Annotated in this window: 9 protein-coding genes; 4 read left to right on the forward strand and 5 right to left on the reverse strand. The window is 71.4% G+C overall.

What is annotated here, in order from left to right:
* Window positions 1–36: 36 nt before the first annotated feature.
* From carB to pyrR, 5 genes are read right to left on the reverse strand one after another with little or no spacing between them, the layout of a single operon-like run.
* Window positions 37–3,327 carry a carbamoyl-phosphate synthase large subunit gene (carB, locus tag KME77_RS27100; protein WP_219471774.1) on the reverse strand — a complete coding sequence of 1,097 codons (3,291 nt, stop codon included), beginning with the start codon at window positions 3,325–3,327 and terminating at the stop codon, window positions 37–39.
* A complete protein-coding gene (gene carA / locus KME77_RS27105) occupies window positions 3,314–4,414 on the reverse strand; it encodes a glutamine-hydrolyzing carbamoyl-phosphate synthase small subunit (protein WP_219471775.1) in 1,101 nt (366 codons plus the stop codon). The genes carB and carA overlap by 14 nt, the downstream gene beginning before the upstream one ends.
* Window positions 4,411–5,709 carry a dihydroorotase gene (locus tag KME77_RS27110; RefSeq protein ID WP_219471776.1) on the reverse strand — a complete coding sequence of 433 codons (1,299 nt, stop codon included), beginning with the start codon at window positions 5,707–5,709 and terminating at the stop codon, window positions 4,411–4,413. Before KME77_RS27110 ends, carA begins: the two co-directional genes overlap by 4 nt.
* Window positions 5,706–6,623 carry an aspartate carbamoyltransferase catalytic subunit gene (locus KME77_RS27115; protein ID WP_219471777.1) on the reverse strand — a complete coding sequence of 306 codons (918 nt, stop codon included), beginning with the start codon at window positions 6,621–6,623 and terminating at the stop codon, window positions 5,706–5,708. The genes KME77_RS27110 and KME77_RS27115 overlap by 4 nt, the downstream gene beginning before the upstream one ends.
* Complete coding sequence (gene pyrR, locus KME77_RS27120; protein WP_372451235.1) at window positions 6,620–7,186, reverse strand: bifunctional pyr operon transcriptional regulator/uracil phosphoribosyltransferase PyrR; 567 nt, start codon at window positions 7,184–7,186, stop codon at window positions 6,620–6,622. Before pyrR ends, KME77_RS27115 begins: the two co-directional genes overlap by 4 nt.
* A 244-nt stretch (window positions 7,187–7,430) precedes the next feature.
* Between pyrR and KME77_RS27125 the strand changes: the two genes are divergently transcribed.
* Genes KME77_RS27125 through KME77_RS27140 form a run of 4 tightly spaced genes read left to right on the forward strand, consistent with a single transcriptional unit; the run spans window position 7,431 to window position 11,923 of the window.
* Window positions 7,431–8,675 (forward strand): arginine deiminase, encoded by a 1,245-nt coding sequence (locus KME77_RS27125; protein WP_219471779.1) that lies wholly within the window; start codon window positions 7,431–7,433, stop codon window positions 8,673–8,675.
* A 2-nt stretch (window positions 8,676–8,677) separates the two neighbouring features.
* Window positions 8,678–9,613 carry a carbamate kinase gene (gene arcC / locus KME77_RS27130; protein WP_219471780.1) on the forward strand — a complete coding sequence of 312 codons (936 nt, stop codon included), beginning with the start codon at window positions 8,678–8,680 and terminating at the stop codon, window positions 9,611–9,613.
* Between the two features lie 10 nt (window positions 9,614–9,623).
* On the forward strand, window positions 9,624–11,048 hold the full coding sequence (locus KME77_RS27135; RefSeq protein WP_219471781.1) for an amino acid permease: 1,425 nt from the start codon (window positions 9,624–9,626) through the stop codon (window positions 11,046–11,048).
* Complete coding sequence (locus KME77_RS27140; RefSeq protein ID WP_219471782.1) at window positions 11,045–11,923, forward strand: universal stress protein; 879 nt, start codon at window positions 11,045–11,047, stop codon at window positions 11,921–11,923. Before KME77_RS27135 ends, KME77_RS27140 begins: the two co-directional genes overlap by 4 nt.
* The last annotated feature ends 109 nt before the right edge of the window (window positions 11,924–12,032 follow it).

Consider the following 12,032-nt stretch of genomic DNA (forward strand, 5'->3'; position numbering starts at 1 on the left):
GCCCTCCGACCGCCGTCGAGGGCCCTGACGGCCGCGCTAGGCCCCCCGCAGCGCCCGCGCGTGTTCCTGCAGGGACCGTACGCCGACGTCGCCCCTGACGATCGCCTGGATGCCCGCCGCCGCCGCGGCGAGCCCCGCGACCGTGGTGATGCACGGGATGCCGCGCAGCACCGCCGCCGTGCGGATGTCGTAGCCGTCCAGGCGCGGCCCGGACTGGCCGGGGCTGCCGAACGGCGTGTTGATGATCAGGTCGACCTCTCCGTCGAGGATGCACTGCACGCTGGTGGGCTCACCTCCGGGTCCGGGTCCCTCGCTCTGCTTTCGCACGATCTTGGCATGGACACCGTTGCGGCGCAGCACCTCGGCGGTGCCCTCGGTGGCGAGGATCTCGAATCCGAGGTCCGCGAGCGCCTTCACCGGGAAGATCATGGCTCTTTTATCCCGATTTGCGACGGATACAAACGCGCGTCCCTTGGTGGGCAGCTCCCCGTACGCGCCCGCCTGCGACTTGGCGTACGCCACGCCGAAGAACTCGTCGATCCCCATGACCTCGCCCGTGGAGCGCATCTCCGGCCCCAGGACGATGTCCACGCCGCGGAACCGGTTGAACGGCAGCACCGCCTCCTTCACCGCGATCGAGGCCTCCAGCGGCAGCGTCCCGCCGTCGCCGGCCGAGGGCAGCATGCCCTCCTCGCGCAGCGAGGCGATCGAGGCGCCGAGCATCACCCGGGCCGCCGCCTTGGCCAGCGGCACCGCGGTCGCCTTGGAGACGAACGGCACCGTACGGCTGGCCCGCGGGTTGGCCTCCAGGACGTACAGGACCCCGGCCGACATGGCGTACTGGACGTTCAGCAGCCCCCGCACCCCGACGCCGCTCGCGATGGCCTCGGTGGCGGCGCGGATGCGCTTGATGTCGTGACTGCCCAGGGTGATCGGCGGCAGGGCGCAGGCCGAGTCGCCGGAGTGGATCCCGGCCTCCTCGATGTGCTCCATGACGCCGCCCAGGTAGAGCTCGCGGCCGTCGTACAGGGCGTCCACGTCGATCTCGATGGCCTCGTCCAGGAACTTGTCCACCAGCACCGGGTGGCCGCCCTCCTGGGCCGCCATGTACGTGCCGAGCGTCTCGTCGTCGTAGACGATGGCCATCCCGGCCCCGCCCAGCACGTACGAGGGCCGCACCAGCACCGGGTAGCCGATCTCCTCGGCGATCCGCAGCGCCTCGGCCACGGTCAGCGCGGTGCCGTGCTTGGGCGCGGGCAGCCCCGCCTCGGCCAGCACCCCGCCGAACGCGCCGCGCTCCTCGGCCAGGTGGATCGACTCCGGCGAGGTGCCGACCACGGGCACGCCCGCGTCCTTCAGCGCCTGCGCCAGCCCCAGCGGCGTCTGCCCGCCGAGCTGCACGATCACGCCCACGACCGGCCCGGTCTGCTGCTCGGCGTGCACGACCTCCAGGACGTCCTCCAGGGTGAGCGGCTCGAAGTAGAGCCGGTCGGAGGTGTCGTAGTCGGTCGAGACGGTCTCGGGGTTGCAGTTGACCATGACGGTCTCGAACCCGGCCCGCGACAGCTCGAACGAGGCGTGCACGCAGGCGTAGTCGAACTCGATGCCCTGGCCGATCCGGTTCGGCCCGGAGCCGAGGATGATGACCTTGTCGCGCTCGCCGTACGGGACCTCGCTCTCCTCGTCGTAGGTGGAGTACAGGTACGGCGTCGCGGCGGCGAACTCGGCGGCGCAGGTGTCCACCGTGTTGTACACGGGCCGCAGCCCGAGCGCGTGCCGCAGGTCGCGCACCCGCGCCTCGTCGATGCCGCGGATCTCGCCGATCTGCGCGTCGCTGAAGCCGTGGCACTTGGCCCGGCCGATCACCTCGGCGGTCAGCTCGGGCGCGCCGGCCACGGCGCGGGCCTCCTCGTCGAGCAGCAGGAGCTGGTCCAGGAACCAGGGGTCCACGCTGGTCGCCCCGTACAGCTCGTCAAGGGTCGCGCCCGCCCTGATGGCCTGCTGCATCGTGCGCAGCCTGCCGTCGTGGGGGGTGCGGCACGCCTCCAGCAGCTCCTCCTTCGGGCGCGGGGAGCCCGCCCAGGTGAAGGAGGAGTCCTTCTTCTCCAGCGAGCGCAACGCCTTCTGCAGCGCCTCGGGGAAGGAGCGGCCGATGGCCATGGCCTCGCCGACCGACTTCATGTGCGTGGTGAGCGTCCGGTCGGCGCCCCTGAACTTCTCGAACGCGAAGCGCGGCACCTTGACCACGATGTAGTCCAGGGTCGGCTCGAACGAGGCCGGCGTCTGACGGGTGATGTCGTTGGGGATCTCGTCGAGGGTGTAGCCGATGGCCAGCTTGGCGGCGATCTTGGCGATCGGGAAGCCGGTCGCCTTGGAGGCCAGGGCGCTCGAACGGGACACGCGCGGGTTCATCTCGATGACGATCATGCGGCCGCTGCGCGGGTCGACGGCGAACTGGATGTTGCAGCCGCCGGTGTCCACGCCGACCTCGCGGATGACCGCGATGGCCACGTCGCGCATGTTCTGGTACTCGCGGTCGGTCAGGGTCAGCGCGGGCGCGACGGTGACGCTGTCGCCGGTGTGGACGCCCATCGGGTCGACGTTCTCGATGGAGCAGACGATGACGACGTTGTCGTTCCTGTCGCGCATGACCTCCAGCTCGTACTCCTTCCAGCCGAGGATGGACTCCTCCAGGAGCACCTCGGTGGTCGGCGAGGCGTCGAGCCCGGCCCCGGCGATGCGCCGCAGGTCGCTCTCGTCGTAGGCGAAGCCGGAGCCGACGCCGCCCATCGTGAACGACGGCCGCACCACCAGCGGGAACCCCAGCTCGCCGGAGGCGGCCAGGCAGTCGTCCATCGTGTGGCAGATGACCGACCTGGCCGACTCGGCGTTCAGGCCGTGCTCGCGGGCGACCTTGCCGACGATCTCCTTGAACCGCTCCCGGTTCTCGCCCGCCTGGATCGCGTCGAAGTCGGCGCCGATCAGCTCGACCTCGTACTTCTCCAGCGCCCCCGACTCGTGCAGCGCGACCGCGGTGTTGAGCGCCGTCTGCCCGCCGAGCGTCGGCAGCAGCGCGTCGGGCCGCTCCTTGGCGATGATCTTCTCGACGAACTCCGGGGTGATCGGCTCGACGTACGTGGCGTCGGCGAACTCCGGGTCCGTCATGATCGTCGCCGGGTTGCTGTTGACGAGGATCACCCGGAAGCCCTCGTCGCGCAGCACGCGGCACGCCTGGGTGCCGGAGTAGTCGAACTCGCACGCCTGCCCGATCACGATCGGCCCGGAGCCGATGACCAGGACGGACCTGATGTCCTCACGCTTGGGCACGGCTCATGACCTCACAGAACTCGTCGAACAGGTACGCGGCGTCGTGCGGCCCGGCGGCGGCCTCCGGGTGGTACTGGACGCTGAAGGCCCGGCCGTCGAGCAGGCGCAGGCCCTCCACGCAGCGGTCGTTGAGGTTGACGTGACTGACCTCCGCCCGGCCGTAGGGGGTCTCGAACGGCTCGCCCACGGGCGCCTCGACGGCGAAGCCGTGGTTGTGCGCGGAGATCTCCACCTTGCCCGTGCGCACGTCCTGGACGGGCTGGTTGACGCCCCGGTGCCCGTAGCGCAGCTTGTACGTCGACAGCCCCAGGGCCCGGCCGAAGATCTGGTTGCCGAAGCAGATCCCGAAGAACGGCACCTCCGCCTCCAGCACCCGCCGCAGCGGCGTCACGTCCACGGTGGCGGGGTCGCCGGGCCCGTTGGACAGAAACACCCCGTCCGGCCCGACCGCCATGATCTGCTCGTACGTGGCGCCCGCGGGCAGCACGTGCACCTCGCAGCCGCGCTCGGCCATCCGGTGCGGCGTCATGCCCTTGATGCCCAGGTCGACGGCCGCGACCGTGTACCGCTTGGCGCCGATGGCGGGCACGACGTACGGCTCGGCCGTGGCGACCTGCGCGGCCAGGTCGGCGCCCTCCATGCGCGGCGAGCGGCGTACGCGCTCGACCAGCTCCTCCACGGGCGCGCCGGGGTCGGTGAAGATCCCGGCGCGCATGGCGCCGCGCTCGCGCAGGTGGCGGGTCAGCGCGCGGGTGCCGGGCATGGCGATGCCGACGACGCCCTGCTCCTTGAGGTAGTCGTCGAGCGAGCGGTCGGCCCGCCAGTTGGACACCACCCGGGAGGGCTGGCGCACGACGTACCCGGCGACCCAGACGCGGCCCGACTCGGGGTCCTCGTCGTTGACGCCCGTGTTGCCGATGTGCGGGGCCGTCATCGCGACGATCTGCCGGTGGTAGGACGGGTCGGTGAGCGTCTCCTGGTAGCCGGTCATGCCGGTGTTGAAGACCATCTCGCCGAACGTCTCACCCTCGGCCCCGTACGGGGTTCCGTGGAAGACTCGCCCGTCTTCCAGCACTAGGAGACTCAAACCAGCTTCCCTTCGAGTACGGTCGGCCTGCCACGCAGGAACGTGGCCACCACCCTGCCGGGCAGCGTCATGCCCTCGTACGGGGTGTTGCGGCTCTTGGAGGCGAACGCGGACGGGTCCACCGCGGTGCGGACGGACGGGTCGTACAGGGTCAGGTTGGCCACGGCCCCGGCCTCGACCGGCCGGCCGTGGCCGGGCAGGCGGCCGATGCGCGCCGGCGCGTACGACATGCGCTCGGCGACGCCCGCCCAGTCGAGCAGACCGGTGTCCACCATGGCCTCCTGCACCACGCTGAGCGCGGTCTCCAGCCCCACCATGCCCATCGCGGCGGCCGACCACTCGGTCTCCTTGTCCTCGACCGGGTGGGGGGCGTGGTCGGTGGCCACGACGTCGATCGTGCCGTCGGCCAGCGCCGCGCGCAGCGCCTCGACGTCGGCGCGGGTGCGCAGCGGCGGGTTGACCTTGTAGATCGGGTTGTAGGCGCCCACCGGCGAGTCCTCGACGAGGTCGTCGGTGAGCAGCAGGTGGTGCGGGGTGACCTCGGCGGTGACGTCCCAGCCCTTGGACTTGGCCCAGCGCAGGATCTCCACCGAGCCGGCCGTGGACACGTGGCAGACGTGCAGCCGGGAGCCGACGTGCGCGGCCAGCAGGCAGTCGCGGGCGATGATCGCCTCCTCGGCGACGGCCGGCCAGCCGGTCAGGCCGAGCCTGCCGGACACGACGCCCTCGTTCATCTGCGCGCCGCCGGTCAGCCGGGGCTCCTGGGCGTGCTGGGCGACGACGCCGTCGAACGCCTTGACGTACTCCAGGGCGCGGCGCATCAGCACGGCGTCGTCCACGCACTTGCCGTCGTCGGAGAAGACGCGGACGCGGGCGGCCGAGTCGGCCATCGCGCCCAGCTCGGCGAGCTGCCTGCCCTCCAGCCCGACGGTGACCGCGCCGACCGGCTGCACGTCGCAGTGGCCGAACTCGCGGCCGAGCCGCCACACCTGCTCGACGACGCCGGCGGTGTCGGCCACGGGTGAGGTGTTGGCCATGGCGTGCACGGCCGTGTAGCCGCCGCGGGCGGCCGACTGGGTGCCGGTCTGCACGGTCTCGGCGTCCTCGCGGCCGGGCTCGCGCAGGTGGGTGTGCAGGTCGACGAGGCCGGGCAGCACGATCGCGCCCCTACCGTCGAAGCCGCCGTCGAAGCCGTCGTCCCCGCTCAGGCCGGGCCCGGTCTCGGCGACCAGGCCGTCCTCGATCCGCAGGTCCACCGGCTCGCCGCCGAGAATCCGTACGTTGCGAATGATCACGCGATCTCTCCCCCGAGCAGCAGGTACAGGACGGCCATGCGGATGGTCACGCCGTTGGCGACCTGCTCGACGATCGTCGAGCGCGGCGAGTCGGCGACCTCGGCGGCGATCTCCATCCCCCGGTTCATCGGGCCGGGGTGCATCACGATCGCCTCGTCGGGCATCTTGGCGAACCGGTCGCGGTCGAGCCCGTAGCGCCGCGAGTACTCCCGCTCGCTGGGGAAGTACGCGGCGTTCATCCGCTCCTTCTGCACCCGCAGCATCATCACGACGTCGGACTTGGGCAGCACCGCGTCGAGGTCGTAGGAGACCGAGCACGGCCAGGTGTCGATCGAGACCGGCAGCAGCGTCGGCGGCGCGACGAGGGTGACCTCGGCGCCGAGCGTGGCCAGGAGCAGCACGTTGGAGCGGGCGACCCGGCTGTGCAGGACGTCGCCGACGATCGTGACCCGGCGCCCGTCGAGGCCGCCGAGGCGGCGGCGCATGGAGAAGGCGTCGAGCAGCGCCTGCGTGGGGTGCTCGTGGGTGCCGTCGCCGGCGTTGACGACGCTGCCGTGCACCCAGGTGGCCAGCCGGTGCGGCGCGCCGGAGGCCTGGTGGCGGATGACGACGGCGTCGGCGCCCATCGCCTCCAGGGTCAGCGCGGTGTCCTTGAGCGACTCGCCCTTGGAGACGCTGGAGCCCTTGGCGGAGAAGTTGATCACGTCGGCGGACAGCCGCTTGGCCGCCGCCTCGAACGAGATGCGCGTACGGGTGGAGTCCTCGAAGAACAGGTTGACCACCGTGCGGCCGCGCAGCGTCGGCAGTTTCTTGATGGAACGTTCCGAGACCCTCGCCAGCTCCTCGGCGGTGTCGAGGATCAGCAGGGCGTCGTCCTTGGCCAGGTCGCCGGCGGAGATGAGGTGGCGGTTCACTTGGCGTCCCCCTTCGCGGGCTCCTGCGTGCGCCGCTGGGCGGGCGGTCCCTTCACGAGCACGACGGCGTCGCGGCCGTCGATCTCGTCGAGGAAGACCTTCACCTTCTCGCTCTTGGCGGTGGGCAGGTTCTTGCCGACGTAGTCGGCGCGGATGGGCAGCTCGCGGTGGCCGCGGTCGACCAGCGTGGCGAGCTGCACGGCGGTCGGGCGGCCGAGGTCGTTGAGCGCGTCGAGCGCGGCGCGGACCGTGCGGCCGGAGAAGAGCACGTCGTCCACCAGGACGACGATCCGGCCGTCGATGCCGTCGGGCGGCAGGTCGGTGCGGCCGAGCGGCCGGGCGGGGCGCAGCCGCAGGTCGTCGCGGTACATGGTGATGTCGATCGAGCCGACGGGGATCTTGACGCCCTCGAACTGCTCGATCCGGTCGCCGAGCCTGCGGGCCAGGGTGGCGCCGCGGGTGGGGATGCCGAGGAGGACGACGCCGCCGGCGCCTTTGGTGCGTTCGAGGATCTCGTGCGCTATCCGGGTCAGCGCCCGGTGGATGTCAGGGCCTTCGAGCACGGCCCGGGAATCGAGCGCGGAATCGGCCCTGGGATCGGGCCTGGGATCGGGCCTGGGATCGGGCCTGGGATCGGGCCTGGGATCGGGCGCAGCGTCGGACATGGCGAAGCTCACCGCCTTTCCCGCCTCACGGGACGGGTCTTAAAAGGGTGTCGGTCGGGACACACAGTACCAGGGGCTACCAGCCAGAACTTGGGCGGCTCGCATGCGTGACGACCGCCCGCCTTGCGGGGATAGTCGAACAATGACCTTCCATGTCGACTCCGAGGTGGGCACGCTCCGCCAGGTGCTCCTGCACAAGCCTGAGCTGGCGCTCAAGCGGCTCACCCCGACGAACAAGGACGAGTTCCTCTTCGACGACGTCCTGTGGGTGCAGCGTGCCATGGAGGAGCACGAGGAGTTCCAGCGGGTGCTGAGCGGGCGGGGCGTCAAGGTGCACATGCTGGCGGACCTGCTGCGGGAGACCGTCGAGATCCCGGAGGCGCGCAAGCACATCCTCGACGGGATTCTCGACGAGCGGTTCATGGGCCCGCTGGCCGTGGACGACATCCGCAACACGCTCGACGCGATGGACGCCACGACCCTGCAGATGTACCTGACCGGCGGCATCACCAAGCGGGAGCTGGTGGAGATGGGCTGCGACCCCAAGTCGATGTCCTACCACGCCACCCACGCCGACGGCTTCGTCCTGCCGCCGCTGCCCAACCACCTGTTCACCCGCGACACCTCCTGCTGGGTGTACGACGGCGTCTCGATCAACGCGATGAAGAAGAAGGCGCGCATGCGCGAGACGGTGAACATGGAGGCGATCTACGAGTTCCACCCGACCTTCGCCGAGGGGTTCGGCCAGGGGCGGAAGGGCGGCTACCACGTGTGGCTGCCGGGCCAGTCGGTCGCCCCGGCCACGCTGGAGGGCGGCGACGTGCTGGTCATCGGGGACGGCGCGGTGCTGGTCGGGATGAGCGAGCGGACGCAGCCGCAGGCGATCGAGATGCTGGCGCAGCGCCTGTTCCAGGCGGGCAGCGCGCGGAGGATCGTGGCGCTGGACATGCCGAAGGCTCGGGCGTTCATGCACCTGGACACGGTGATGACGATGGTGGACGTCGGGGTGTTCACCAAGTACGGGGGGCTCGGCATGCTGCCCTCGTACACGATCGAGCCGGGTGACACCGAGAAGGAGCTGAAGGTCACCGACCACCCGCCGGGCGACATGCACCGCGCGATCGCGCGGGCGCTGGGCCTGGACGACATCAAGGTGCTGACGCCGACGCAGGACGTGTACGCGGCCGAGCGGGAGCAGTGGGACGACGGCTGCAACGCCCTGGCCGTCGAGCCGGGCGTGGTGATCGCCTACGAGCGCAACACCACCACGAACAACTTCCTGCGCGACAACGGCATCGAGGTGATCACCATCCGGGGCAGCGAGCTGGGCAGGGGCCGCGGCGGGCCGCGCTGCATGAGCTGTCCCCTCGAACGTGACGCGGCCTAGGGATGCGCGTCCTCGTCGCCCTGGGGGGCAACGCGGTGCTGCGGCGCAGCCAGAAGGCCGACGCCGAGCCGCAGATCGCCAACGTCGCCGAGGCGGTCAAGACGCTGGCCAAGCTGGCCGAGAGGCACGAGCTGGTCGTCACGCACGGGAACGGCCCGCAGGTGGGGCTGCTGGCCCTGCAGAGCGCCAACGACCCGCGCCTGACCAAGCCGTACCCGTTCGACACGCTCGGCGCCGAGACGCAGGGCATGATCGGCTACTGGATGCTGCAGGCCCTGCAGAACGCGCTGCCGGGCCGGCAGGTCCTGGCGATGGTCACGCAGACGCTCGTGACGGCGGTCGACCCGGCCTTCGACCACCCGACGAAGTTCGTCGGCCCGGTCTACGAGCAGGACGAGGCGCGCAAGCTGGCCGCCGAGTACGGCTGGACGGTGGCGGCCGACGGCCACTACTGGCGGCGCGTCGTGCCCTCCCCCGCCCCGCGGCGGGTGATCGAGACGCGGCTGATCCGCCAGATGGTCGGCGCGGGCGTCGTGGTGATCTGCGCGGGCGGCGGCGGCATCCCGGTCATCCGCGACGAGCACGGGCGGCTGTCGGGGGTGGAGGCGGTCATCGACAAGGACGCGACGGCGTCGATGCTGGCCGAGGCGCTCGACTGCGACGCGTTCCTGATCCTGACCGACGTGCCGCGCGTCCTGCGCGGCTTCGGCACGGCGTCGCAGACCGAGATCGCCCACACCACGCCGCACGAACTGCGGGCTCTCGACTTCCCAGCGGGCTCGATGAGGCCGAAAGTGGAAGCGGTCTGCCGATTCGTGGAGACCACCGGCGACATGGCGGCGATCGGCGAGCTCGGGCAGGCGGAGCAGATCCTCGACGGCTCCGCCGGCACGATCGTCACGCCGAACGCCCGCTGGCCGCTGACCAGCACGTTGTAGGAGGTGTCCCGTGTCACTGGCCGAACGGCTCTTCCGCGTCAAACCCACCGAGCAGATCGTGGCCGAGGGCGGCCACGGCGAGGGCGGTGAGCTGCGCCGCACGATGTCGCTGTGGCAGCTCACGCTGTTCAGCGTCGGCGCCACGCTCGGCACCGGCATCTTCGTCATCCTCGGCCAGGCCGTGCCGAAGGCGGGTCCCGCCGTCGTGCTGGCGTTCGTGCTGGCCGCGGTCACCGCGTTGTTCTCCGCGCTGTCGTACGCGGAGCTGGCCGGCACGATCCCGGTGTCCGGCTCGTCCTACTCCTACGCGTACGCGACGCTGGGCGAGCTGGTGGCCTGGATCTGCGGCTGGTGCCTCATGCTGGAGTACGCGGTGTCGGTGGCGGCGGTGTCGGTCGGCTGGGGCGAGTACCTGAACTCGTTCCTGCACGGCCTGTTCGGCTGGACGCTGCCCGCGGCGATCACCCACTCCCCCGGCGACCAGGGCGGCGTCGTGAACGTCACCGCCGTCCTCATCGTGGTGCTGTGCACCTGGCTGCTGCTGCGCGGCTCGTCGGAGAGCGCCACGGCCAACGCGGTGTTCGTGCTCATCAAGGTGGCCGTGCTGGCCTTCTTCTGCGTGCTGGCCTTCACTGCCTTCAGGGGCGGCAACTTCGCGCCGTTCGCGCCCCTGGGCGCGGCGGGCATCACCGCGGCGGCCTCCCAGGTGTTCTTCTCCTACATCGGCTTCGACGCCGCCTCCACCGCGGGCGAGGAGGCCAGGAACCCCAAGCGCGACCTGCCCCTGGCGATCATCTTCTCGCTGGTCATCGTCACCGTCATCTACGTCCTGGTGGCCGTGGCCGCGATCGGCGCCCTGCCGTGGACCGACTTCGACGCCGAGCGCACCGAGGCCAGCCTCTCCTACGTCGTGAACCTCGCCACCTCCGCCACCTGGCCCGGCCTCGTCGTGGCCTTCGGCGCGGTCGTGGCCATCGCCAGCGTCGTCCTGACCGTCATCTACGGGCAGACCCGCATCCTGTTCGCGATGTCGCGCGACGGGCTCATCCCGCGCGTCTTCCAGAAGGTGAACGCGCGCCGCCAGGTGCCGATCGCCAACACGCTCATCGTGGCGCTGTTCATCTCGGTGCTGGCGGGGCTGGTGCCGCTCGGGCAGCTGGCCGAGGCCACGAGCATCGGGACGCTGTTCGCGTTCGCCATCGTCAACGTCGGCGTGCTCGTGCTGCGCTACCGCAGCCCGTCGCTGCCGCGCACGTTCCGGACGCCGCTGTTCCCGGCGACGCCGGTGCTCGGCACGGTCTTCTGCGTCATCGTCATGGCGGGGCTGGCCGGGGTGACGTGGCTGGCGTTCGGGCTGTGGATGCTGGCGGGGCTGGTCTGCTACTTCCTGTACGGGTATCGCCACTCGCGGCTGAACACCGAGGTGCCCAGATGAAGCTCGACAACGTACTGACCGGGTTCGTCCCGGAGCCGCGCGGCCGGGACGGGCTGGCTCTGGCCGTGGTGCTCGCCCGGCAGGCCAAGGCGCGCCTGACGGTGGCGACCGTGCAGCCGCCCGCGTGGACGACGCCGGGGCCGGCGCGGGCCGACCTGAGCGCGTGGCGGACCTACCTGAAGGAGCAGGCCGGCGCCACGCTCGGCCAGGCGCGCGACCTCGCCGGCCGGCTCGACTTCGACGGGGCCGACTACGTCGTCCACACCAACAAGGGCAGCGGGCGCGGGCTGGTCGAGCTGGCCCGGCTGCGCAAGGCGGACGTCGTGGTCATCGGTCCCGCGCCCGGCGGCGGCCGTGGCCGCGTCTCCTTGGGCAGCACCGCCGACCAGCTCCTGCACTCCTCCACCGCGCCGGTCATGCTCGCGCCGCGCGGCTACGCGGACGCGCCCTGCGAGGCGTTCGAGCGCATCACGGTCGCCTACCGGCGCGGGCCGTGCGCCGACGCCGCCGTGCGCGACGCCGCCCAGGCGGCGCTGGCGCTGGACGTCCCGCTGCGGCTCATCACGCTGGTGGTCCGCAACGAGCGGCGGGCGGCCGTCGAGGAGGACATGCTGGCGCGGCTGCGCGACCAGGTGACGGGCGACCTGGCGGCGGCGGCCGACGGGCAGCGGCGGCACATCGCGGCGACGGTGGAGGTGCTCGAAGGGCGCCATGTGGCGCAGGCGCTGGGGGCGACGTCGTGGCTGCCGGGGGAGCTCCTCATCTGCGCCTCCAGCAACGCGGGGCCGCTTCGGCGGGTGTTCCTGGGGGACACGTCGCTCAAGATCGTACGGGCTGCGACATGTCCGGTCATGATCCTAACCCGCCAGCCCTGATCCCCGGACCGGGCCGCCGACCCCCGCTGATGCCGCTGATCCCGTGGCGTCCTGCCTGCTCATTCACTCCGATCGTCTCCCCTGCTCCTCGGTCGGCGCGTGGTCCGGC

Source organism: Nonomuraea rhizosphaerae (genome assembly GCF_019396405.1).
GTDB classification, from domain to species: domain Bacteria; phylum Actinomycetota; class Actinomycetes; order Streptosporangiales; family Streptosporangiaceae; genus Nonomuraea; species Nonomuraea rhizosphaerae.

Coding starts and splice junctions, on each gene's coding strand:
- KME77_RS27125 (WP_219471779.1), top strand. CDS start 7,431: ATGACCTTCCATGTCGACTCCGAGGTGGGCACGCTCCGCCAGGTGCTC.
- KME77_RS27140 (WP_219471782.1), top strand. CDS start 11,045: ATGAAGCTCGACAACGTACTGACCGGGTTCGTCCCGGAGCCGCGCGGC.
- arcC (WP_219471780.1), top strand. CDS start 8,678: ATGCGCGTCCTCGTCGCCCTGGGGGGCAACGCGGTGCTGCGGCGCAGC.